Annotated in this window: 16 protein-coding genes and 1 pseudogene; 11 read left to right on the top strand and 6 right to left on the bottom strand. The window is 51.5% G+C overall.

Annotated features, from left to right (window positions below; all coding sequences use genetic code 11):
• Positions 1-57 precede the first annotated feature (57 nt).
• Both NT073_RS05855 and NT073_RS05850 read right to left on the bottom strand, forming a co-directional pair.
• Positions 58-1,431, bottom strand: coding sequence for an APC family permease (locus NT073_RS05855; RefSeq protein ID WP_297370178.1), 1,374 nt, complete (start codon positions 1,429-1,431; stop codon positions 58-60).
• 170 nt (positions 1,432-1,601) lie between these two features.
• Positions 1,602-4,607 (bottom strand): carboxypeptidase-like regulatory domain-containing protein, encoded by a 3,006-nt coding sequence (locus NT073_RS05850; RefSeq protein WP_297370176.1) that lies wholly within the window; start codon positions 4,605-4,607, stop codon positions 1,602-1,604.
• 249 nt (positions 4,608-4,856) lie between these two features.
• Here NT073_RS05850 and NT073_RS05845 point away from each other — a divergent pair, with 249 nt between their 5' ends.
• Positions 4,857-6,215 (top strand): Gfo/Idh/MocA family oxidoreductase, encoded by a 1,359-nt coding sequence (locus NT073_RS05845; RefSeq protein WP_012929543.1) that lies wholly within the window; start codon positions 4,857-4,859, stop codon positions 6,213-6,215.
• A 250-nt stretch (positions 6,216-6,465) separates the two neighbouring features.
• Positions 6,466-7,578, top strand: a complete 1,113-nt coding sequence (locus tag NT073_RS05840; protein WP_297370170.1) for an acyltransferase family protein — start codon at positions 6,466-6,468, stop codon at positions 7,576-7,578.
• 82 nt (positions 7,579-7,660) lie between these two features.
• On the opposite strand, the gene NT073_RS05835 is transcribed toward NT073_RS05840, so the two are convergent.
• On the bottom strand, positions 7,661-8,671 hold the full coding sequence (locus NT073_RS05835) for an FAD:protein FMN transferase (protein WP_297370167.1): 1,011 nt from the start codon (positions 8,669-8,671) through the stop codon (positions 7,661-7,663).
• A 39-nt stretch (positions 8,672-8,710) separates the two neighbouring features.
• On the opposite strand from NT073_RS05835, the gene NT073_RS05830 reads away from it, so the two are divergent.
• Entirely contained in the window at positions 8,711-8,914 is a 204-nt protein-coding gene (locus tag NT073_RS05830) for a hypothetical protein (protein WP_297370164.1), read from the top strand.
• Between the two features lie 113 nt (positions 8,915-9,027).
• Here the strand turns inward: NT073_RS05830 and aroC are convergent, their stop codons facing one another.
• A complete protein-coding gene (aroC, locus tag NT073_RS05825; RefSeq protein ID WP_297370161.1) occupies positions 9,028-10,107 on the bottom strand; it encodes a chorismate synthase in 1,080 nt (359 codons plus the stop codon).
• A 95-nt stretch (positions 10,108-10,202) separates the two neighbouring features.
• The gene (locus tag NT073_RS05820; protein ID WP_297370158.1) at positions 10,203-11,654 is read right to left on the bottom strand and encodes a BatD family protein; all 1,452 of its coding nucleotides are present in this window, start codon (positions 11,652-11,654) and stop codon (positions 10,203-10,205) included.
• A gap of 125 nt (positions 11,655-11,779) precedes the next feature.
• Between NT073_RS05820 and NT073_RS05815 the strand changes: the two genes are divergently transcribed.
• Positions 11,780-11,983, top strand: coding sequence for a hypothetical protein (locus NT073_RS05815; RefSeq protein ID WP_012929550.1), 204 nt, complete (start codon positions 11,780-11,782; stop codon positions 11,981-11,983).
• Between the two features lie 76 nt (positions 11,984-12,059).
• On the opposite strand, the gene NT073_RS05810 is transcribed toward NT073_RS05815, so the two are convergent.
• Positions 12,060-13,454 (bottom strand): MBL fold metallo-hydrolase, encoded by a 1,395-nt coding sequence (locus NT073_RS05810; protein WP_297370152.1) that lies wholly within the window; start codon positions 13,452-13,454, stop codon positions 12,060-12,062.
• 89 nt (positions 13,455-13,543) lie between these two features.
• Here NT073_RS05810 and pbpC point away from each other — a divergent pair, with 89 nt between their 5' ends.
• The 7 genes and pseudogenes from pbpC to NT073_RS05775 all read left to right on the top strand — a co-directional run.
• Complete coding sequence (gene pbpC / locus NT073_RS05805; protein ID WP_297370150.1) at positions 13,544-15,910, top strand: penicillin-binding protein 1C; 2,367 nt, start codon at positions 13,544-13,546, stop codon at positions 15,908-15,910.
• 68 nt (positions 15,911-15,978) lie between these two features.
• Entirely contained in the window at positions 15,979-16,419 is a 441-nt protein-coding gene (locus NT073_RS05800) for a nuclear transport factor 2 family protein (RefSeq protein ID WP_297370147.1), read from the top strand.
• An 88-nt stretch (positions 16,420-16,507) separates the two neighbouring features.
• Positions 16,508-22,087 (top strand): MG2 domain-containing protein, encoded by a 5,580-nt coding sequence (locus NT073_RS05795; protein WP_297370144.1) that lies wholly within the window; start codon positions 16,508-16,510, stop codon positions 22,085-22,087.
• A gap of 129 nt (positions 22,088-22,216) precedes the next feature.
• Positions 22,217-23,572, top strand: coding sequence for a hypothetical protein (locus NT073_RS05790; RefSeq protein WP_297370141.1), 1,356 nt, complete (start codon positions 22,217-22,219; stop codon positions 23,570-23,572).
• A gap of 105 nt (positions 23,573-23,677) precedes the next feature.
• Positions 23,678-24,190 carry a gamma carbonic anhydrase family protein gene (locus NT073_RS05785; RefSeq protein WP_297370138.1) on the top strand — a complete coding sequence of 171 codons (513 nt, stop codon included), beginning with the start codon at positions 23,678-23,680 and terminating at the stop codon, positions 24,188-24,190.
• A 2-nt stretch (positions 24,191-24,192) separates the two neighbouring features.
• A complete protein-coding gene (locus tag NT073_RS05780) occupies positions 24,193-24,807 on the top strand; it encodes a HupE/UreJ family protein (protein WP_297370135.1) in 615 nt (204 codons plus the stop codon).
• 137 nt (positions 24,808-24,944) lie between these two features.
• A pseudogene (locus NT073_RS05775) lies at positions 24,945-25,835 on the top strand (M1 family peptidase); the annotation flags it as partial.

The following is a 25,835-nucleotide window of genomic DNA, read 5'->3' as shown; positions in this document are numbered from 1 at the left end:
AAATAAGACGTTACTACTCATGAGCCTAACCAATAACCACCAACCAATAACCAAACTCTACTTCTCAAACGGCCACTGTTTCCGGACACCGGCCGACACGAGGAAGGCGATGATGCCCAGCACAATAACTGTTAGCCCGGAAAGCATGAACTTTGTTCCCGTTGAAAAGAAGATGAACAGCCATATACCAATGACCAGAATAACCGGCAACGGATAAAGCGGCATCCGAAACGGAAACTCCGAGGCTACCCGCCTGCGATGTAGCAGCATCAGCCCGATTGCCTGACCAACAAATTGTACCACAATCCGCATGGCCAGAATAGCCGTAATAACGTCGCCCAGCCGGAATAACAGGCTGAATACAAATCCAAGCCCGCCCAGAAACAGAAGCGAGATGTACGGAAACTGCCGGGTAGGATGTAGTTTAGCGAAAATTCGAAAAAATTGTCCGTCGGCAGCGGCAGCGTAAGGCACCCGCGAGTACCCCAGCAAGACGGCAAACAACGATGAAAAAGCAACCAGCAGAACAAGTCCCGTTGCCAGCCGGGCAGCCTGGGGGCCATACAAGGTTTCTACGAAGGTACTCACAATAAACTCACTATTCTGAGCAATCTGCCAAGGCACGACACTCACGACACTCAGGTTCATCAGCAGATACAAACCAGCAATCCCAACTATAGAGATAAACATACTGGCCGGAATATTACGGGTAGGCCGCTGAATTTCACCGCCCAGATGACAAACATTATAATATCCTAGATAGCAGTAAATGGTCTTGACAGAAGCCTGCCCCAGACCAGCGGCCAGTAAGCCTCCACTGACGGAACCAATGGACTCAAACGTTTCGGCCAATGGAATACGGGGGTTGCTCAGTCCGCCAATAATAATCCAGCCGAGGGTTACCAGAACAGCACCCCACATGATCAACCCTATTTTTCCAATTGAGTCGATCTTTCGGTATAGCAGCACGATGATTACCAGAACGACCCCGCCAGAGACAGCTTTTCGCTGCCATTCGTCGAGGGGCATCAGGTACGACGCATACTGAGCAAAACCAATAGCTCCGGACGCCATCACCAAAGGGGCCTGAATAAGCGTTTGCCAGACATAGAGAAAGGAAAGCAACCGGCCCCATTTTCGTTCACCGTATGAAATTTTCAGGAAATTGTAGCTGCCTCCTGCCTGCGGAAACGAAGCGCCCAGCTCCGCCCAGACGAAAGCGTCGATCAGGGAAACAAACGCACCCAACACCCAGGCCCATAGGAAAAGCGGGCCACCCAAGGTTTTAATGACCAGAGGAAGTACAACAAAGGGGCCAATGCCCACCATGTCGATCATGTTCAGTGCCGTCCCTTGCAGAAGGGTAAGCCGACGGGGTAAAGCAGCCGATGCAGCATCGGAAGGTTGATCGGTAGAGGTTGCGTTACTCAATAGCGTACTGGCTACAGGGCTTAAAACAGGGTATTCGCTTAAGAAAGGTTAGAAGTTCTTTAAAAGTTCGACAGATGGATTATCTACCAAAACAAAAGATTCCCCATGAGTGTACCAGGCGGTCAGCCTTGATACGACTCACGGGGAATCAGCAGATACAACGTACCAGCCTAATTCATCAGTTGATCGAACGTCAGGCTGATGTAGTACGTCGAACCAACGTACGCACTACCATACGCCTGAAAGTAAGGCTTTCCAAACAAGTTGGTTGCACCCACTTTCACAATCGACTTTAGGCTGGATACCTTATAATTGACCTGCGCATCGAAGTTACTGATAGCCGGTACAATTGTTTTCTCGTACAGATTCGGAACCAGTTCGGTAGGTACGGCAAAGCCCTCCCAGGTGAACGCATCCTGATGTTTGAAGGCAACGGCAAAGCCAATATTCGAGTTAACCATAGGCCGTTTGGTGAAGCCCAAATTCCAGCGATATTCCGGCGTGTTAAAGCCCGATGTCTGTAGCTCCGCCGTTGGCGTGAAGTTATTAAGCTTGTTGTTGGCCAGATTACCTGATATGCCATAGCCTTTTGGCAACTGGTAGTTCAGACCCAGCGCCCAACCCGACGTATTGATTTTTTCGCTGCTGTTTGCAGGCATCGAATACGCATTCCGCGTTCCTCCGCTCAGCACACCGGATGTCAGCGGCAGACCTGCAGCTACGGGAGCCGTTGGTTGAAGCAGGATAACGCTGCCAATGAAGTTTGTGTACACACTATAATAATAATAGGCATCGACAAACAGGCGCTTACCAAGTACGCTTCGGTAACCAATTTCATAACTCGCCACACGCTCCGGCTTGAATGCCTGCCGCTGGTAGGGCTTCAGGTTACCAATGTTGCTGTTAATGGCTACAGCCGTTACTGCATTGTTGATGTTAGCGGCAATCTGACCGGGCAATACCGTTGGTAAAGTAGTAGCAACACCATTCTGAATAGCGGCTGCGGCTGCACTGGCCGGAATCTGGCCAGCGGCAACGGCGGCATTGACCTGGGCGGTAACAGCGGCCGTTACCTGAGCCGTTACCTGTTGCGTAATGAGTTGCACAGCGGCCTGCTGTACTGCAGAGGTAGAAGCACTGGCGGTGATGGCAGCGCCGAGGGCAGTTACATCAGTACGGGAGTAGGAGTTGGCCAGATTGTAACGATCCGTAAACTCCGGTAAACCACCAATCAGCCGGGCTAGTGGCGTTTTCAGATCGATATACTGATTCTGTGTGGTTGGAATACGGAAGCCAGTCTGGTACGACAACCGGATGTTGTGTTCTCCAAAAGTTGTTACGGCCGATACGCGGGGCGTAAACTGCCCGTCGAAATTCTGGTTTTTGTCGTAACGGGTCGACGCCGTCAATTTGAGGTGTTCGTTGAACAGCGATTTACTAGCCTGAATAAACCCGCCAAACTCCGTAATACCAATGGTACCGTTACGCCCGGCCGCCTGATCGGCAAAGAGAGTTCCTTCCGAAGCCAGCTGGTATTGACGGTAGTTGGCTCCTACCAGCACATCGGCAAACTTGATCTGATTCTTGAAATTGTACAGCCCTTCTACATGATACAGGTTCGACTTGTCGGAGAAGGCCCCGCCCCCCTGGCTGATGGGTGTCGAGCTTAGTTTATCATACAAAGCCTTGTACGCTTCCGTGCCGGGTATCGGGCGACCCTGATCGGCTATGCCACGAGCTGACAGCTGGGCGGCATCATCTCCCTGACCGGCTCCCCGGGCGGCTGCATACGCCCCAACATATTGCCCAAACCAGGTAGCACTTGGTTTCCAGGCCTCGTTAAAGCCAATACTAGCCAACCCTGCCGTAAATGATTTACCCGACCGCTCCTGCGTTGTGTAGGCGCGTACCATAAAATTATCGCCCCGCAGTTCGAGCTTAGCCTGTGCTATGCTGAAATCCCGTAGCGAATATCGACCGGTAGCGGTGTAAACGGTTGTTCCCGTGCCGTAATTCAGCTGACCGATGGCTTCAACTTTATCCGAGATTCGGTAATGCAGCGCTCCGTTGAACTTAAAGCTTTTAGTATTGTAATCAACCAGATTCACTTCAGAATAACCCGTACGGCTGATGTTTACGTTAGGCAATATATTCAGGGCAGCAGCAGGCAAAAGGCCAGCCCCGATTAATGCCTGACCTACGGTTCGCATATTTTGCTGGTTCTCATCGCCGTAAACGTTTACACCATCGTAGTTGACAGCCGTACCCGCTCCCCGGTTGGGATCAGAGCTTCCACCACCATTCAGATTCGTGTAATTCGTTGCTTCCCAATCTTTTGCCTTTGTGTATGACAGGTTCACTTTAAAAGCAAACTTGTTATTGAATGCTTTGGCGTACCGAATCGACGCATCATAAAAACCTGTCGTAGACGTTGTCCGGTTCGACGCATCCATAACACCCGTTTTCACGTTAGCACTCAACCCCTGATACAGGAATGGGCTTTTACTATTAATCAGAATCAACCCCTGAATAGCATTGGGTCCGTAGAGGGCAGAAGCCGCGCCAGGCAAAATCTCCACGCTTTCAACATCCTGCTCCGGAACACCCACGATATTATCGACCGGGAAGTTTAGACCCGGTGCCGAGTTGTCCATTCCATCAATCAACTGCACAGTTCTCGGATTACCCGTTGCGCCAAAACCCCGCAGGTTTATCGACTTGAACAGCATTCCCTGAGTGGCCACATCAACGCCTTTTACGTTGGCTAAGCCATCATAAAAGTTAGCGGAGGGTGTAGACTGAATAGCCCGAATATCCATTTTTTCAACGGATACCGGCGATTTCAATACACTTTCTTCGACCCTGGAGGCTGATACGACCACTTCCTGACCAATCGTTACCTGTTCTTTCAGACTTATGTTCAGGTCCGTACGGTTACCATTGATCACATATTCCTGCGTTTCGAAACCAACCCCGGAGATAGCGATCGTGAAGGGAGTCGGCGTATTGGTTGTAAAGGAAAAATTTCCTTTCTGGTCCGTAATGGTGCCAATAACCTTACCTTTTACAGCGATACTTATGCCAGCTAACTCCTCTTTCTTATCATCGGCAATCACTTTCCCGGCCACTTTCGTTTGAGCTACTGCGCTGAAACTCATCACGCAAAATAGTCCCATAAACAGAAGTAAATAAGTAGTAAAATGTTTCATAGGTTTCCTTTTGTCAATTACGTGTCTTTTTTTGCTTGCTACTTTGCCCTAAACTTACGCATAAGCCTTCCTTTAGTACAAATTTTTCTTTTAATTATTAATTGTCTGTTTATCCTATATACATGACTATATAAAGTGATAAACATGCCGTTAGTAAATTATAAGCCTTAGTTACTTTATAATCAGACCACTTACCCTGCATAATCTTTCTTCTATATGACAACGGAATCGAACCAGGATCGACGGAATTTTTTAAAAACTTCCGGATTACTAACCGGTAGCGCTCTGATGGGCAGCTTACCATTTCAGGCACAAGCTTTTAGTAAGGGGCCGGGCTATCACTTTTCGGTAAATGACACCATCAAAGTGGCACTCATCGGATGTGGCGGACGTGGTACCGGTGCAGCGCAACAGGCTCTCAATACTAAGCAAAATGTAAAAATCGTGGCGCTGGCCGATGCTTACCGCGATCGGTTAGACGATGCCTATAAAGCATTGACCGAACGGGGTCTGAAAGCAGCCGATGGCACACCGAAAGTAGATGTGCCGGAAGATCATAAGTTTGTGGGTTTCGACGCATACAAACAGGCGATGGCCCTGGCCGATGTAGTTATTCTGGCGACTCCTCCCGGTTTCCGACCAAGCCATTTCGAAGAGGCCGTTCGTCAGAACAAACAGGTGTTTATGGAGAAACCCGTAGCCACTGATGCGCCGGGTGTTCGGCGGGTACTGGCCGCTGCCGAAGAGGCCAAGCGGAAAAAGCTGAACGTTGTCGTTGGTCTACAACGGCGCTATCAGCCCAGCTACCGCGATATGATCAAGCGTATTCACGATGGTGCTTTAGGCGAAATTGTAGGCGGGTCGGTGTACTGGGTCAGTGGTGGCGTATGGCAAAAGCCGCGCAAACCCGGCCAAACCGAAATGGACTACCAGATGCGCAACTGGTATTACTTCAACTGGCTCTGTGGCGACCATATAACGGAGCAGCACGTTCACAACATCGACGTGGCGAACTGGGTAAAAAATAGTTATCCGGTTTCCTGCCAGGGCACGGGTGGCCGTCAGGTACGAACAGGTAAGGACTACGGCGAAATCTTCGATCACCACATTGTCGATTTCGTTTATGCCGACGGTACAACCATCAACAGCCAGTGCCGTCACTACGAAGGTACCTACAGCCGGGTCGACGAAATGTTCCTCGGTACCAAAGGCAAAGTTGAAGGTATGGAGAAGAAAAGCAGCGCCCTGATGAGCTACAGCGGGCAGGCGATGTATACCCACAACGCAAAAGACGATGGTAACCCGTACCAGATCGAACACGATGAACTGTTCGACGCCATTGCCAAAGGACAGTATAAGTTCGCCGATGCCGAGCGCGTTGCCAAAAGTACAATGACTTCCATCATGGGCCGCATGGCAACCTACTCCGGCAAAGTTGTGAAATGGGATGAAGCGTTAAACTCGCAAATCGACTTGTTCCCAACAACGCTCGCTTGGGACGCGATGCCCAAGAGCCTGCCCGACGCCAATGGGTTATATCAGATAGCCGTACCCGGCAAAACGGTGACGGTGTAATTTCCTTCTACCTGAGTGCAAAAAAGACGCAAGGTGCTGCGTCGCTACAAAAAAGGTCAACTACTTTAGAGTGGTTGACCTTTTTTGTTTTTACCCGCCATATGCAACCTCACTATCGGGTAATGCATCATGGGTATATACCTTATCCTGTACTCCCTTTCAGATGGCCCCCCTTCAGCCCCAGCGACAATATTATATAGACTGGATTCGAGTAATCGCCTTTATGATTCTCATCCTCTTTCATTGTTCTATGCCATTTGTGCAGTTTGGCTGGGAAGTAAAGAACGTGGAACATTCCATTTTTCTTGACCGGCTGATTATCTGGCTGCATCAATGGCGACTGCCCTTACTTTTTTTCATTGCCGGTGTAGGCGTTAGCTTTTCACTGCGAAAACGCTCAATACTTTCTTTTATGGGCGAACGGGTTGTTCGGCTGTTTGTGCCGCTGTTATTTTCCATGTTCTTCGTCATTCCCGTACAAGTGTATGTGGAGCGCCTGCAAAAAAAGGAAATTGACGAAAGTTACTGGAGCTTTTACCCATCCGTATGGGATATGGTGCCCTATCCGGAAGGCACGCTGACCTGGAGTCACTTGTGGTTTGTCGTTTATCTGTTCGTCTTTACAATCCTGTTGACACCCTTTTTTGCCTTGTTTAAGATCAAGCTCCTGCAACGGTGGAAACAACGGCTCAACCCCGTATTCACGCATCCCGTGGCTAACCTGTCACTTGCCATTCCGTTTATCCTGTTCTACTTTGCCTTTTATATCCGGTGGCCTATTCAGGGAAGTTTGCTCGACGACTGGTTCCTCTTTAACTCATCCATTACGTTTTATTTCGTCGGCTATTTCCTTGCCGACTTACCGGCCTTCTGGAATACGTGTGAAATCTATCGAAAACACTTTCTGACGGTAGCTGTCGTTTGTGTGATTGTCTTGTTCTGGAAGTACTACTGGACGATTACCTTACCCACCCAACAAAACGAAGCCTTGTATGTATACGGCTTTTTTGACGGGCTTCATATATGGGCTGTTGTTCTTACAACTATCGGTTTCGCCAGACGGTATCTTAATTTTTCAAACTCAGCGCTGGTGTATCTGACCACCGCTGTTTACCCCTTTTACATTCTGCACCAAACGATCATCGTTGCCAGCGGGTATTACGTGGTTCAATGGAACAGTCCAATTTGGGTGAAGCTGCTGGTGCTGATTGGCATCTGTTTCATTCTGCTGTTTGGGCTGTATCACTTCCTGATCCGGCCATTTGTCCTTACGCGCATTCTGTATGGGATAAAGCCAAAACAAATCAGACTACCCAAAGGCGAATCTTTCCTGGACCAGGTCTCGGTTGCGTCAACTTTATAAAACTTAATTAAACACAGAAGCACGGAGCACACAAAGTTTTAACATGATTAACGCTCTGTGTGCTCCGTGCCTCTGTGTTTAATTAAAACGGGGCCGACTGCCAGGCATGCATCTTTCCCTTCTTATTTTCCAGAATGAGCAGTTTCACGCCCGGAAAGCGGCTCAGCAGTCGGCGGCTTTTTTGAAGACCCGCTACACTGAATACTTTGGTCAATGCGTCGGCTTGATAGCCGTCCGGTGCCCAAACTGTAGCCCGAACAAAATGCCGTAGGCCCAGGCCCGAGCGGGGGTCCATAATGTGCGAGTAACGTCGGCCGTTGTGTTCCAGATAACGGTAGGTGTCGCCGGAAGTAGTAATAGCTGCGTTTTTGAGTAGAATCGTGGTAGTGTCGGCATCCCCGGCTTTACCCGAGCCTATGTCAACGCGCCACCCAGGCTTATCGGGCGGTGACTCATCGGCCAGGATATCGCCACCAATATCGACCAGCGACGACTGAATTCCGAACCGATGAAAGACCGCCAGCGCTTCGTCAACGGCAAACCCCTGGCCTATTCCGCCCACATCAAGTCGCATTCCTTTACGGCGTAATCGTACAGAGCGCGTTGTACTATCCAGTTCCATAAGCTTATAACCGACGGCCCGTCTGGCCCGACGCCGTTCTTTATCCGTCGGAAACTCCTTCCGCCGAACGGCCCGACGCCAGAGTAGTGATAATGGCCCAACGGTTGGATCGAAGCGGCCATTAGAAAGCCGGGCAATTGCCTGCGCCTTCTTTAATACATTGAACAGATCTGCCGATGCAGGCACCCATTGTCCAGACCCCGCCGTTGCAGACAGTTGGTTTATTTCGGAGCCGTCCATGTAATCACTCATTATCTGGTTCAGCGAATCCATCCGGGCCGAAACGGCCGCGTTGGCCCGTTGCGCGGTCAGGCTGTCGGGGGCGTAGAAGATGACGTTGAACTGAGTGCCCATCAGGCCTCGTCGAAAGACAAAGCGAGCCGTACCCGGTTGAGCAACTGCACAGGATGGCTGAAGAAAGGCTACCAGGATTATACCGAGTAGAAAGCAGAAAGATAAACGCGTATTCAACGTATTTTTGCGGGGCAGTCTGATTTAACCAATTCACCCGTGGTTACTATAAAAAATAAATACATCCTGCTGGCGGCTGGATTCTGGCTATCGGGCCTGGCTCTGACGTTACTGGGCGCTTATGGAAAAAGTCATCAGTGGGCCTCCACCGGCACTTTACTGACAATTGGCATTTCGGGGCAGGCCATTGGGTTTGCTTTTCTGGGATTCGCCATCATGCAGGCGGTTTTCAGGAAGAAGTAGCCCGCTGATGATGTTGATCACACCAGCGGGCCAGTTTCCTTAAGACTGGAACAAATCCCGAATAACAAACTGAAAGTCGGGCACTATGGGTGCCGCCGAACAAACGTCTTCACTTATACCTGGGCCACTTTACCACGCAGATACATGTCGGCTAGTACCAGCGCGGCCATCGCTTCTACGATGGGAACGGCGCGGGGAACCACGCAGGGATCGTGCCGCCCCTTGCCCGACACCGTTACCGGCTGGCCGTTCACATCCACGCTGTCCTGGTCCTGCATAATAGTGGCAACGGGCTTGAAAGCGGTTCGAAAATAGATGTCCTCGCCGTTGCTGATGCCGCCCTGAATACCGCCCGACTGGTTGGTTTTGGTACGCACCCGCCCCAACTCATCGGTGTAGAACTCATCGTTATGCTGGGAACCGCGCAGGGCAACACCGGCGAATCCGCTGCCGTATTCAAAGCCCTTTACTGCATTGATACTGAGCATCGCTTTACCCAGTTCAGCATGGAGTTTATCGAAAACGGGTTCGCCCCAGCCAGCCGGTGCGCCCGTAATGACACAGTCGACAATGCCGCCAACAGAATCACCCTGCTTCCGGATGTCGTCAATGTACTGAAACATCTGCTCGGCCGTTTCGGGGTCGGGGCAGCGAACGGCGTTTTCTTCGGCAAGTGTTAGATTTAATTCTGTATAACTTTTCTCAAGTTTAAGGGTACCGACCTGCGAAACGTATGCTTGAATCCGGACGCCCTGCCGGGCGAGGAGCAGCTTGGCAACGGCACCAGCCGCCACCCGGGCTGCCGTTTCCCGCGCCGACGACCGGCCGCCACCCCGATAATCGCGGGTACCGTATTTGGCCTGGTAAGTGTAATCGGCGTGCGACGGACGAAACTGTTCGGAAATATGGCCGTAATCTTTACTGCGCTGGTCGGTGTTGCGGATAACCATCGCAATGGGTGTTCCCTGCGTATGCCCGTCAAACACACCAGACAGCACCTCAAATTCATCGGCCTCGCGCCGTTGGGTCGTAATGCGCGACTGTCCGGGCTTACGCCGATCTAGTTCGTGCTGAATAAAATCGGTATCGAACGGTAATCCCGCCGGACAGCCATCAATCACAACGCCAATGGCTGGCCCGTGCGACTCACCGAATGTAGAAATCTTAAACTGAACTCCGTATGTACTACTCATGCTGCTGACTGGGGAATGTGCCCCCGATTTTAATTAACTCAAGATGCTGACCTTCCGGAAACACCATCTTTGGACCTATCCTTCTTTATTTTCTGCTATCGCTTAATCAACACAAACACCATCCCCACTAACATCAATATAATTAATACGTTAGCAACAGACCGGATCAAGACAGACACACTAACCGGCTGTTGTGTACTGTCCATCAACTCGATACCCGTATACAGCGATTTGCCAACCGGGGCACCCGGAATAACCTCGCCATTGGCAAGCGCTTCTCCGTTCGGCATGTTAACGGCGCTGGTTACAGCCTCCTCGGTACCACCAGCCTCAAGCGCCAATCGGGGCCTGAGGGTATCATAGCGGGCTCTTTGCGGGTCGAAGTAAATCCATTGAAAGTGATTTGCCAACGAAACGGTCCCATTTTGATGAGGGACAATGAAATAGGTAAACGTTTTGCGCCCCTTTATTTCATCGCCAGCGTGGTTGATCGTGTGTCGTTCTTCGGGTGGGAATATAGCTATTTCCCTACCTCCATTTTGTATTGACGGCCCCGGCAGGGTCGCGATATTTCCTCGCCCAGTGATGGAAAATGTATACCGTACACTCTTCCCCACCAAAACACGTTTTTTCTCCAGACCTTCTTCCAGTTGAAAGGCACCCACAGCTACACGGCCCCGCAGTGGATGGACAGGCAACGGCCGAACGCCTACCGTAAGCGGCTGACTGGTAAATACAGCTTGCTCGGGCTGCAACGCGGGAGGGCCAACAACCGGCCGACGACTCAGTTGAAGCGACACAGCGGGTAACCGCATGGTTTGACTCGACAATGGAAAAAAGACGGACTGGAAGAGCCGGTATTCCCGAAACTTCTTCTTGTTGATGACAACAGCAATCGGTTTCAGGTCATTAATGGGCAGATTTTCCTCCCAGGAATTGGCCGGGCGAATTTTCCGGGTGATGCCCTGAAGCTGCTTGTCAAGTGCCTGAAAACTGAGTTCGTAGGGATAGTTGTCAGCTACGAAAAATGATAAAGTCAGGGCCACGCCATCGCCTGCATAAATTGACGGTTTCGACGCACGAACGGACAGGAATGCCGCCCCGGCGGGTGCTATGTCGACCGTAGTTACTGTGGTGGTGGCAGGCGCAGTAAGGCCCGGTGTTGGCAATACGGTAAGCATAGCCCCTTCGGAGTGAATAGTCTCACCGTTTACGACGACCGAGAAGGGTACCAGCCGGAAACGGCCGGGAGCACGTGCCTTATAATTCTGCGTAATTACTTGACTGGTAACTGATTTACCGTTTATTTCCAGCGGTGTTACGCTGGTGGAGGTACCCCTTTTTATAAAGCCCGGTATATCTGGAAAGGCGATTGTGGCACGGGTTTCGCTGTTTGGGATGATGAGCGAAATAGTAAAGGTCCGTTCAATCGGAAAATTAGTTTCGCCTAGTTCAATAGAGGCAACATTATCAATAGATTGTGCAAATCCACAGAAGACTACACAATAAAATAATACAAGAAAATTTCGGAATATTGCAAAGAACATTCTTATTTTTGAACAACAAATGTATGAGGTAAGCCGTTACGAGTTGAGGGATCAAAGTTACTAACGAACCATCTATCCTCTTCTAATACCCTTGAGCTTCTTTAAACGAAAAAAATGTTAAACCTATGCTCTCTATGCTTGAGTATATCAAGACGATCCTTCAGAAGGTGAGTTTTGATAAAGGTCTTTTTGAGAAAGAGCTGGCGAAAGCCATAAAAATGCTCATCCCCAAAGAATTGAAGCAACTTAAACGCTGGTGTTATGTCCAGTTTGGTAAAATGTATCGTGCTGTTTTAAATCGTCGTTTTGCCCGGGTACGGTTTACCTGACAAGGGTAGCCGTTTTCTTCGACACAAAATCCCCCGGCTGACAAGGCCGGGGGATTTTGTGTTTTATACATGCTTATCAGAGTGTTACCTTCTGCCGCATGTCGGGAATGTCTATATGCTGAAAACCGGCTTTGGTTAAGTGTTCTTTCCAGATCAGCTGCTTGTCGTACTCACCATGAACCAGAAACAGGGCTTTAACCCGCGAGGCATCTTGGCAGCTCAACACCTGAAGCATTTCCCGATAATCGGCGTGCGCCGAAAACGAATCCATAATGGCTACTTTAGCCAGAACGGGAAACCGCTCGCCAAAAATAGTTACTTCTTTGTCGCCCCGTTTGAGTGCCCCGCCCAGGCTGGATGGCGATGCATAGCCAACCATCAGTATGGTCGTGTTGGGTTTGGTGATATTGTTCTTGATGTGGTGTTTGATACGTCCGGCTTCGGCCATACCCGATGGCGCAATAATGATACACGGCTCTTTGCTGTCGTTGATGGCTTTCGAGTCTTCGACATCGGTTATGTAATGCAGGTTGGGAAACTGAAACGCATCACCGTCTTTTTTGATGTACGATAGAATGTCCGGGTTGAAATCTTCCTCATGATCGCGCATTACATCGGTCGCTTTCACCGACATAGGACTGTCGATATAAACGGGCAGACGAGGTAACCGTCCTTCGCTCGAAAGCTGGTCGAGCGCGTAGATAATTTCCTGCGTGCGGTCAACGGCAAAAGCCGGGATAATAAGTTTGCCCTGACCCTCAATGCAGGTCTCCTGCACAATTTGCAGCAAATGCGCCTTCATATCGGGCTCTGCTTCGTGAAGCCGGTCGCCGTAGGTCGATTCGCATATGATGTAGTCGGCCTGCGGAAAAGGTTGGGGCGACCGCAGAATTTTGTCGTCAGGGCGGCCGATGTCTCCGCTAAAGAACAGGTGTTTTTCGACGGTATCTTCCCGAATTGTCAGGCTAATAGACGCGCTGCCGAGCAGATGGCCCGCGTCCGTCAACAAGCCCGTTACTTCGTCGCAGATAACGAATGGCTTGTTGTACTCGACAGCCTGCATATGGCCGAGCGCCTGCTCAACATCTTTTTCGTCGTACAGCACCTCCAGTTCGGGCTCACCCCGTCGGGTACGTCGTTTATTGACCCGTTCGAGGTCTCGATCCTGAATACGGGCACTATCCATCAGCATGACTTCGCACAGATCAATGGTGGCCGATGTCGTATAAATGGGTCCGCTGAACCCTTGCCGCACCAGCCGGGGAATTAAGCCTGTATGGTCGATATGGGCGTGAGAGAGAACCATGTAATCGACCTGGGCCGGATCGAACCCAAACTGCTGGTTCAGCTCGTCTGTATTAATTCCCTGAAAGAGTCCGCAGTCGAGCAGAATCTGTTTTCCTCCGATGGTGGTAATGAGGTGTTTGCTGCCGGTTACTGTCCGGGCGGCACCGAAAAATTGGATGGTCATTGGCTACCTGCGATTTCGTTGATTAAGGGATTTAGCTCATTTTTACACCGACAAACGGTTCTTTTCGGACCGCATAAGCACGAAAAAACATGCTAACGGCTGGGTCAATATTCAGAAACGTTGGCGGTATTGCCAAACGGTTGTGGCGATACCGTCTCGTAAAAACGTTTATCGCAGCGGTATTGATTTTTTTTGGGCTCGATTTCTCTTTTCCCATCAACACCTGCGTTCCCTATTCAACCCTGATCACTGCCCGCGACGGCTCCATTCTGCACGCCTTCCTGAGCCGCGATGATAAGTGGCGAATGTACGCGGAGCTGGATGAGATTACCCCTACCCTGCGCGACGCCATTCTGTTCAAGGAAGACAAATACTTCTGGTATCATCCCGGCTTCAATCCCATAGCCATGCTCCGGGCCGCTGGCCGAAACTTGCTGACCGGTCGGCGAACGTCGGGAGCATCGACCATCACGATGCAAACCATTCGCCTGCTCGAACCTCGTGAACGGACTTACACCAGCAAGTTTATCGAGCTATTCCGGGCGCTACAACTGGAACTGCACTTATCTAAAGAAGAGATTCTCCAGCTTTATCTGAATCTGATTCCCTACGGCGGCAACATCGAAGGGCTGAAATCGGCCTCGTTACTTTACTTTGGCAAATCACCGGATTTGCTCAGTCTGGCCGAGCTAACCACGCTGACCATTATTCCGAATCGGCCGTCGAGTTTGCGGCTGGGGGTTCATAATGCGCTGGTTGTTCAGGCGCGCAACCGCTGGCTAACCCGCTTCCGCACGAGCCACCTGTTCGACGAAACCGTCATTGCGGATGCCCTCAACGAACCCCTCAGCGCTTATCGTCGGGAGGCTCCACAGTTGGCACCGCACCTCGCACGTCGGCTTAAATCAGAGAACCCGAACACTCCCATCGTTAAGTCGTCACTAAATCCATCCATACAAACCACCACCGAACGACTGATGCAGCAGTACGCCAATCGCATTCGAGCGTATGATATCCACAACGCAGCGGTGTTAATTGTGGATAACTCATCCTGGGAAGTGCTGGCGTATGTTGGTTCAGCCGATTTTACGAATACACTTGATGGCGGGCAGGTCGATGGCATTCAGGCGGTACGGTCGCCGGGGAGCGCGTTAAAGCCGATTTTGTACGGACTGGCCTTCGATGCGGGCATAATCACACCGAAAACGAAACTAGCCGATGTACCAACCAATTTCAGCGGTTACCAACCCGATAACTACGACCGGCGTTTCAATGGCCCCGTTACGGCCGAGTTCGCCCTCGCTAATTCGCTCAACATTCCGGCGGTGGCGCTACTAAAGGAAATCGGTACGCCAGCCCTCGTCTCGACGCTCCGGAAAGCGGGCTTCTCGACCGTCAAAAAACAAGCAAAAGAGTTAGGGTTGTCCATGATTCTGGGCGGCTGTGGTGTTACACTGGAAGAAATGACGAAGCTATACACCGGGCTGGCCAATGGCGGGATGGTTAGGGAGTTGGAATTCACCCCACCGGATCGCCGGACCACCCCGGCATCTTCCCTGCTCTCGCCCGAGGCTGCTTACCTGGTTACTCACACGCTCACGCAAATCACTCGTCCTGATTTGCCGAACAACTTCGATAATAGTTATCACCTGCCGCGAATCGCCTGGAAAACAGGCACATCCTATGGTCGGCGGGATGCGTGGAGTATCGGGTATAACCAGCGGTACACAATTGGCGTGTGGGTGGGTAATTTTTCGGGCGTGGGCGTGGCCGAGCTAAGCGGAGCCAATACAGCCACACCGCTGCTATTCCAGCTTTTCAACGTACTGGATTACAACTCATCCTTGGGCTGGTTCAGGGCCCCGGATGCTCGCTCGAAATTAAGTACCCGGCTGATCTGCCCCGAAACGGGCGATGTGCCGGGCGAGTTCTGTAGCAATCCCGTAACCGACTACTGCATCATGGGCGTTTCGCGGTACAGACGCTGCCAGCATCAAAAGGCCGTCTTTACCAATTCGGCGGGCACAATTTCTTACTGCGCCTACTGCCTGCCGGATACGGGCGCGGTTCGACGTGCTTACCCGAATGTATCGCCGGAAGTAATGGCGTTTTACCAAAGCCATCGTATTCCGGTTCAGCCCCCGCCCCCCCATAACCCGTCCTGCGAACGGGTATTTGAGCGCACCGGCGGTAACCATCTGGGGCCGCGCATTACAAGCCTGAACGACGGTAGCGAGTATTTCATCAACCCCAAACAAGCCGCTGAACTGGAGCTTAGTTGCCAAACTTCTGCGGACGTGCAAACGGTATTCTGGTATTTGAATGACAAACTATATCGGCGGGCTAAACCAACCGAAGCCGTGTTTTTCAAACCCCGGCCGGGGGCGTTAAAAATTTCCTGCGCCGACGATAAAGGTGGCAGCAATGACATACGAATCCTAATCAAACCGGAATAACAAGTAATGACTTTGCCCTCTCGAAATTTATTCACAGCTTCCGGTCAGAAAACTCAACTTTACTCATTATGAAAAACGTCGTTCTATTCCTTATTCTTTATTTACTGCCTACAATCGCCTTTGGACAGCAAAAGGTGACTCCCGCTCAGGACCCAACGGCCATCGGTAACGCTTTTTTCAAGGCTTTGCTCGATGAAGACGATAAAGTTTTGGGTACTATTATCTCAGACGATCTGGACGTAATTAGTTTTGACGGGCAATCGATCGATGGTAATTTATTTATCCAGAACATTGCTGGCGGCATTTTCACTGTCGAAACCGGCGTTGTCACAGACGCCGTTACCCGCCAGTATAACAACGATGCCGCGGTGATGACGGGCATCTGGCAAGCCAAAGGCAGTATAGATGGCCAAGGATTTGACAGCACCGTTGCGTTCTCGGTCGTGAGTGCCAAACAGGCAGGAGTTTGGAAAATTGTTACTGTTCAGTTCACACCTGTCAGCCAGTAACCGTTTACTAAGTCGCTACCGGGGTGTTGTCCGCTGCCTAAATCGAGTGAGATTTTTCGTCTATATTCGGCCTCTTACAACGACATCTATGTACACCCGTCCGTACTTGGCCAGCCTGCTGACTGGCCTCTTTTTCTTGTTCGCGTTCACCCATTGTTCGCGACTGTCTTTCAATGAAGTATCCGTGGTGGGCCGCAATTTCAGCGATGAAGTCCAGCAGACGCAGAACCTTACGTTTACGTTCAATAAAAACATCGGTCCAGTTGGCCACCTCGATGAGTGGGACTCAACCCAATACGTGCGTTTCATTCCGGCCGTTCGCGGCAAATTCAAATGGGCGGCTCCCAACGAACTCGTCTTTTCGCCCGCCCGCGCTTTCGATCAGGCCACCGATTACCGCGCCGAATTGACGGATAACCTGGTTCGTTACGCCGACAAAAAAGACCTGAAAATATCGGGCGAGGTAATTGCGTTCCACACGCCCTATTTGCAGCTAACTACCGTCGAAAACTGGTGGTCCCGCGATCGGGCAACCGGACAGCCTGTAGCCCGAACCCGGCTTAACTTCAATTACCCGGTATCGTCAACGGAAGTGATTGAAAAACTGGCCGTTGCCGCTGATGACAAGGTGCTTGCAGTACAAAGTGCCCCCAGCGATGCGCCTAATTCCGTAGCGCTGTCGCTCACCAATGCCCCGGCCCTGAAAAATGAGCAGCCGCTGTCTCTAAAAATAGACAAGGGAGTGAAGGTCCCGAAAACCGCTTTCGTTAGTAAGGATGCTATTAATGAAACCAGTACACTTCCCTCCCGCTACACCGTTGACATAGCTGATGTTCAGACAACGTTCGAGAATAACCGGGGCCTCATAAAGGTTATTACGACTCAGGAACTTCAGCCTCAGTCCGGCGGGGCAGCGGGTAATCTAAGCGCCTATTACACGATTCAGCCATCGGTAGAAACAACCGCTGAACTAACGGAGAACGGGTTCATTATTCGGGGCAATTTCAACGAAGCCGATACCTATGTATTGACCCTTACCGACCAGATCCGCGGGGTGTTGGGCACCAAACTGGCCGAGCCTGTAACGCGCGATCTGTTTTTCGGGAAGATGCCCGCCAGTATTCAGTTTGCCAACAAAAAGGCGTTATACTTATCCTCGAAAGGAGCGCGTAACGTTGGCCTCAACATTGTTAATGTGCCGAAAGTACAGGTCAAAATCGTAAAAATATACGAGAATAACCTCCTGAACTACCTGCGGTCGAACCGCTACGAAGAGTATACCGAAAAGGCCAATGGCGAATGGGGACCATCGGGCTCGTTCAACTACAGCGCCGATGAAACCGGCGAGTTGAGCGATGTACTCGTCGACAAAACCATTGAAACGACCGATCTGCCTAAAGTTCGGGGCGTATCGGCACTGAACCTGGCCTTGCCGGATCAAAACAACGACTTTCGGGAACATCCATTCCGGGGTGTTTATCTGGTGTCGGTTAACTCAAAAAATGAAGCCTATTTACAGGCTTCTCAATTGGTTTCCGTGTCGGACATTGGCCTTATTGCGCGGCATACGAACGATGAGGTGCTGGTTTGGGCGAACTCCATCCGCACCGGCGAGCCCCTGCAAAGCGTGGAGGTTACGCTGATCAGCAGCAACAATCAATCCGTGTATACGCTCAAAACAGATGGTACGGGCTTTGTGAAATTCGATAAGGTAAGCGAGAAAGCGCCGGGCTTCAAAATAGCATTGTTAACCGCCCGTACAACCACCCCGGCTACCGCCAGTCAATCGAATCAGGACGACTTCAACTTTCTGTTTTTGCCCGATACGCAGGTCGAAACATCCCGTTTCGAGGTAGATGGCAAACGTGATAATCCCTCCGGCTTCGATGCGTTCGTGTACGGCGACCGGGACATCTACCGCCCCGGCGACACCCTTCATTTTAATACCGTCATTCGCTCCCAAACCTGGCAAAGTGTTGGTCAGATTCCTGTTGTAGTTCGGGTACTGATGCCCAACGGGCGCGAATTCCGGGCATTTCGCAAAACGACAGACACTCAGGGATCGGTTACGACAGATGTGCCCCTCGACCCAGCTGCGGTAACGGGTTCCTACACGATCGAAATCCTGAACGCCAACAATGTGCTGCTGGCATCGGAATCAATCAGCGTGGAGGAATTCGTCCCCGACCGCATCAAAGTCGACGTACTCACCGACCGGACGAGTTACAAGGCAGGCCAGACAATTACCCTGTCGGCTACGGCCATGAACCTGTTCGGGCCACCCGCTTCCGACAGGGCTTATGAAATGGAACTCCAGCTAAAGCGAAAAACCTTTGCGCCCAAAGGTTTCGGCGAGTATGCGTTCGACATGACCAATGGGGCCGCGCCAGGGAGCGAGCCCGCCAAAACGGATCTGTTTCCTAAAGAACTCCGGCAGGGACGCACAAACGCCAACGGGCAGGCTACCGAACGCTTCCCGATTTCTCAACTGTATCAGGACATAGGTCTCCTGGAAGCAAAGATGTTTGTGACGGTCTTCGACGAAAACGGCCGACCGGTCAACCGGCTCCGTCGGCTGGATATTCTGACGCAGGATACCTTCTACGGTCTGCGCTTACCCGACCGATACGTAGCCACCAATGCCCCGCTCGCTGTCGATCTTGTGTCACTCGACCCGGCCGGGCAACTGCGGGCGTCGGCCTCGGCAGTCGTTGAGGTGATCCGGTTCGATTATCAGACGGTTATCGAAAAAGTCGACAACAATGTGAAGTACACCACGAAACGTCGGGAAAAATCCGTTTATACCAACACCCTGCTGTTCAAAGGCGGCAAAGCGTCGTTCCGCTACGTGCCTACAGTTTCGGGAGAGTATGAAGTCCGCGTTCGTCGGCCCGATGCGGCTGCGGACAAGTACGCAGCCACGGGTTTCTATGCCTATGGTTTCGGCAACACCTCGGCTTCCTCGTTCGAGGTGAGTCAGGAAGGGCAGGTACTCATTGAAACGGGACAGTCTACCGTACAAACCGGCGACAAGGTTAAAGTGCTGTTCAAAGCGCCTTTCGAGGGCCGGCTGCTCGTTACGGTAGAGCGCAACCACGTTCTGGAACAACACTGGCTCACCACCACAAACAAATCGGCCGAGTGGAGCTTTTCGGCTGGTGTCGATCACCTGCCAAACGTTTACGTGACGGCTACCCTGATTCGGGCAATCGACGCAACGAATTTACCACTCACTGTAGCGCATGGCTTTGCCTCTATTGCCGTTCAGGACCGGTACACCCGGCTGCCCGTAACCCTTACCGCCGTTACGCAGTCGCGCTCAAAAACGAAGCAAACAATTCGGGTTAAAACAGCCGGTAATGCTCAGGTAACGATTGCCGTTGTGGACGAAGGAATCCTGCAACTAAAGAACTTTAAAACGCCCGATCCACATGGATTCTTTTACCAGAAACGGGCCCTCGAAGTAACCAGCCACGATTTATACGCCCTGCTATATCCCGAACTTTCGCTTCAATCGAAGTCGAGCGTGGGGGGCGACGGCTACGACCTGGAACGGCGTGTCAACCCGCTGAGTAACGGCCGAGTAAGGCTGGTGGCTCTCTGGAGCGGAATCAAGAAAGCGGATTCGGATGGCAACGTGGAGTTTCCGATTGACATTCCACAGTTTTCGGGCGATCTGCGCGTAATGGCCGTTGCCTACAAAAACGAGGCATTCGGGTCGGCAAACAGCAATATAAAAGTTGCCGACCCCATCGTGATCAGTACGGGCGTACCCCGTTTCCTTACTCCCGGCGACCGGGTTGAGCTACCCGTCAATCTGAGCAACACGACTAAGGAAGTAGCCACTGTTACCGCCCGTCTGAATTTAACGGGGCCACTGGCAGTGGATAGTATCAGTACGCAAAAACTCACCATTCAACCCGGTCGCGAAAGCCGGGCCATCTTCCGGGTAGCCGCCCAACAGGCCATTGGCGCGGGAACGATTTCGGTGACGGTTAATGGCCTGAACGAAACCTTCACCGAGAAAACCGAAATCACCGTTCGTCCGGCGGCATCCCTGCAAAAAACGACCCAGTCGGGAGCAGTTGCCGGTGGGAAAGCACAAGTATTTCAACTGGCGGGTGGCTTTTTGCCCGGAACAGCGCGGGCCAACGTAACCCTGAGCCGCTCGCCGGTGGCGCAGTATGGACGGGAGTTATCCTTCCTGCTGGGGTATCCACACGGGTGTCTGGAGCAAACAATATCGAAGGCGTTTCCTCAGTTGTACTTCGCTGATCTGGCCAAACAAGTATCGACCAGTACCTACTTCGTCCGAGCAGGCGAGAGCGACCTAAACCCGGCCACGAATATTCGGCAAGCGGTTCAGCAGGTAGAAGGGTTGCAGGCGCAAAACGGCGGCTTTACGATGTGGCCCGGCATGGCGGCCGTGGCTGGAAAATCCAACGTAGATGCGTGGGCTACGGCCTACGCCGTTCATTTTCTGGCCGAAGCGCAGGAGGCCGGGTATGAAGTTCGGTCATCGATACTCAGTTCGGCAATGGATTACCTGACAACGCTTACCAATAGTCCCGCTACGGAGAACTCTGTTACGTTCGATGAAGCCGGTGGACGAACTGTGAAACAGGTGGCAAGCCGCACAACGATCTATGCCTTGTACGCCCTGTCTGTAGCCGACAAACCGAACCGCTCGGCCATGAATTATTACAAGCAGAACGCCGGTTTGCTAACGAACGATAGTCGCTACCTCCTAGCTTCGACGTTCTTCCGCGTAGGCGATACCCGGAGCTATGAAGCCCTGCTGCCAAAACGGTTCAGCGACAATACGACCGGGCGGCAAACGGGGGGTAGTTATGCCTCGCCCCTTCGAAATCTGGCCCTCGTTCTTGATGCCCTTATCGAAACCGACCGAAATAATATTCAAATTCCGACGCTGGCAAGGCAACTGTCGGCGGCTCTGAAGCAGTCTGTTTATCTGAACACGCAGGAAGCGGCTTTTGCCTTCCTGTCGCTCGGCAAACTGGCTCGACAAACGGCAGGCAGTACAGCAACGGCTACCCTTACAGCCACGGGCAAACCGCTTGGCACCCTCAATAGTAGTCTGCTGACAATTAAGCGGGTACCGACTAATGCTCCGCTTACCCTGAGTGCCAACGGTACCGGCAGCGTTTATTATTATGCCCAAAGTGAAGGCATTCCGGCCAGTGGCAAAGTAACCGCCGAAGACAATGGCCTGCGGGTTCGTCGGCAGTACCTCAACCGCGATGGTAAGCCGATCGGCGATATCCGGCAGAATGACCTGGTGGTTGTCAAAATCACCCTGGCGAGCCAGAATGGTCTTACCGTCGAGAATGTTGTGGTAACAGACTTGCTCCCGGCGGGTCTGGAAGTAGAGAACCCGCGCCTGACCGGAACACCCGGCCGCGAAGCCAGCGATATGCCGTGGATCAGTAAATCTAAGTCGGGCGTAACGGACCAACCCGACCATTTCGACCTGCGCGACGACCGGATCAACTTTTACACCACGGCAACGGGTACCGAACGAACGTTTTATTACCTGGCCAGAGCCGTGTCGAAAGGTCGGTTTGTGCTAGGGCCTGTATCTGCTGATGCCATGTACAATGCGGAGTATCGCAGTTACAACGGAGCGGGTGTAGTAACCATTCGGTAGCGGACGTATGTCCCTTAGCCATCCCACTAAATTCCTAACATTTGTAGTCACTTATTGGTTATACAGGTCAAAACAGCACGGATACTCAACACACGCTGATTTTAGTATATCAATAAAAGATACAACGTTATGAAAAGGAAAACATGGGTAGTTGGTGCGCTGTTGGTAGCCATGGCTGGGCTATCATCCTGCGCGTCCACAGAACGCCTGATTTACGGAAACTCAGACAATAGCCGCGAAGACATCGTTCGAGCCGACCGCAGTAGTTCGCAAAATAGCCGGGATTCACGCAACCGAACCTACAGCGACGATGAAGGGGGTATTTTCAACCGCCGGAACAGAGATAAAGATCGGGATGATAATCGCATGAGCCAAAATAGCTCGCGCGACAACAGTTCGTACCGTAATCCTTATCAGTCGTCGAACGATCGGATGAGCTACCGAAGTGATGACTCGGATCGGTCAAGCCGGATGTCGGGTGGCGATAGTTACAATAACCGATATAATCGTTCGGACGACCGTCGGGATTCGTACAGCGACCGCAATGACGATTATAATGATCGCTCGTACAACCGACGCGACTCGTACAACGACCAATCGAACAGTGATCGTTATTCGTACGACGATCGGTCATCTAATCGCCGGGATTCGTACAACGACCGGTACGATGACCGCTCTGGCAGCAACCGTAATTCCTATAACGACCGGTACGACGACCGCAACAACAGCAATCGTAACTCGTACGATGACCGGTATGACAGCCGTAGCTCCAGGGACTCCCGCGACTCTTATAATGACCGGGATCGGGACAGCCGCCGGAATGACGACCGAAATTCGTATAACGACCGGGATAGTCGGGATCGCAATGATGATCGCTCCGGTAATAATCGCAATTCCTACAATGATCGCGATAATCGAGACAACGACCGCGATCGGGATAATCGGAACATGAACGACGATCGCCGGTATGACAACCGGGACCGCAACAACGATGACCGCAATAACGACCGCGACCGGGACAATCGATCCGACGATCGTTCGAACAACAACTCGAACAATAATCGGGACAACCGCCGGAACGACGACCGCAACAACGACAGCCGCGACAATCGCTCGATGAGCAATAACAGCGACAGCCGTAATAATGACCGTGACAACAACCGGAACAGCAATAACAACGATCAATCAGGTGATCGGGACAAGCGCGAATTGAGTGACCGTATTTCGGAACAGATGGACAAAATCGACAAACAGCTCGACGGAGCCAAGACCGAAGTAAAGAATGAAAGCAAGCGCGATCGTCGGAAACGGGAAGATCGGGTCAAAGATCTGGAAGACAAACGCCGTCAGCTTTCCGACTCGTTTTACAAAGTGCAGCGGTCCAGTTCGGATGACTTTGATAAGGTGAAGAAAGAAGCCGGTAAAATGGTTGATGATATCGGCAAGGACCTGGACAAGGCAGCCGAGAAACTGGAGAAAAAATAACGATGTAGTTCCGCTACGTAAAGGCTGATTCTTTGAATCAGCCTTTTTTTATGCGTAAACGGCAGAAAAAAGTACAAACCATCCCACTCGGATTATATTTGTATCATGGCACTAATAAAAGCTGTTCGGGGTAATCACCCCACCTTCGGCGACAACTGCTGGTTTGCCGATAATGCAACCATTGTTGGCGACGTACTTATGGGGCGGGATTGCACCGTCTGGTTCAACGCTGTGGTTAGGGGCGATGTCAACTCCATCGTCATCGGCGACCGGACCAACATTCAGGATGGCGCTGTTATTCACTGCACGTACCAGAAGTTTAAAACGACCATTGGCAGTCGTGTGTCGATTGCCCACAACGCCATAGTTCATGGCTGTACCATCGAAGACGACGTACTTATTGGTATGGGTGCCATTGTTATGGATGGGGCGGTGGTGGGTAGAGGTAGTATTATTGCCGCCGGAGCCATTGTTACCCAGCATACCCAGGTGCCATCCGGTTCAATTTATGCCGGTAATCCGGCCCGGCTGCTGAAAGCCGTTTCGCCGGAACAGGCTGAAATATTCAGTCGTACGGCCAATAATTATGTCATGTATGCCGACTGGTTCAACGAATAAGCATGGATGATTTCTTTATTTATCTTGGTTTAGGTTTCGACCATATTACAGACCCACGCGGATACGACCATATTTTGTTCGTTGTTGCGCTTTGTGCAGTATACACCCTTCAGCAGTGGCGGCAGGTGCTGATTCTGGTAACAGCATTTACGATAGGGCATTCCATTACGCTGGCGCTGGCAACGTTGCAGGTTATCCATTACAAAACTGCGCTGATTGAGTTGCTCATTCCCATTACTATTCTCGTCACCGCTATTACCAACTTCTTTTTTCAAGAACCCAAATCGTGGCTGACGACCGATAAACCACCAAAGCGCTCCTGGCGTTACGGGCTGGCACTGCTGTTTGGCCTTATTCACGGGATGGGCTTCTCCAATTACCTGCGCAGCTTACTGGGCCGTGAGGCAGAAATTATAAAACCCCTGCTCGCGTTTAATATTGGCCTGGAGATCGGTCAGTTATTCATTGTGGCCTTTGTCCTGGGCGTCGCATTCGTCGTCATTGAACTTGGCAAAACCAGCCGGCTGCGCTGGACACTCGTTATATCCGGAATCGTTGCCGGCATGGCCCTGGCACTAATCTTCGATAATGCGTATTTAAAGGAACTACTGGGGTGATTGCCCAGGCCTTGTCGGCCCGATTACCCTGCCTTTTACATTTTACCTTTCAGAGGGTACCCGCTCATCATTATGCGCAACGCATAAACTCTTTTTTCGTACTTTTACCTCTCTTATCAACAACTACAATCTTACTTATGCAAAAGATAGTTTTGCTGTTGGCGAGTTTGGCCATCCCGTTCGGGCTGGTACAGGCGCAAGCCCCAACACAGCATGCTAACACACGCTTTGAGCAGTTAGGGCCCTTGCTTCCTACGCCCAATACGTTCAGAACGGCCTCCGGCGCACCGGGAAAGGACTACTTCCAGAATCGCGCCGACTATGATATAAAAGCCACGCTCGATGATACCAAACAGAAAATAACGGGCTCCGAAACCATCACTTACCACAATAATTCGGGCGATGTGCTCCCGTATCTATGGCTTCAACTGGATCAAAACCTGTTTCGGCCTGATGCCAACGGTAATACGACCGAAACCAACAGCATCAACGCCCAGCGGGGTACGACCCCAGAGCAGCTCGACCCCAGCTCAGTATTAAAGGGTAAAGATTACGGGCATAAGATCACGGCAGTGCGCGATCAGACCGGCAAAGCCCTCAAGTATACCATCAACCAGACCATGATGCGCATCGACCTGCCTCAGCCCGTTGGCCCCGGCAAATCGGTCACTTTCTCCATCGACTGGAACTTCAATATCGTTGATGCGAAAGCCACGCACGCCCGGTCGGGTTACGAATATTTCCCAAAAGATGGTAACTACATCTACGAGATAGCCCAATGGTTTCCCCGGCTCTGCTCCTACAACGATGTGACGGGCTGGCAGAACAAGCAGTTTCTGGGACAGGGCGAGTTTACCCTCATCTTCGGCAACTACAAACTAGCCCTTACCGTACCCAACGATCACATCGTGGGTGCCACCGGTGAGTTACAGAACCCGGCCCAGGTGCTGACCCCAACCCAGATCAAACGCTGGAACGAAGCCAAAGGCAAAGGCGATAAGCCCGGCGAAAACCCCACCCTCATCGTC

Source organism: Spirosoma sp. (assembly GCF_026391055.1).
In the GTDB taxonomy this organism is placed as follows: domain Bacteria; phylum Bacteroidota; class Bacteroidia; order Cytophagales; family Spirosomataceae; genus Spirosoma.
Note: the sequence above shows the minus strand (reverse complement) of the source record. Positions and strands in the feature narration are given on the sequence as shown.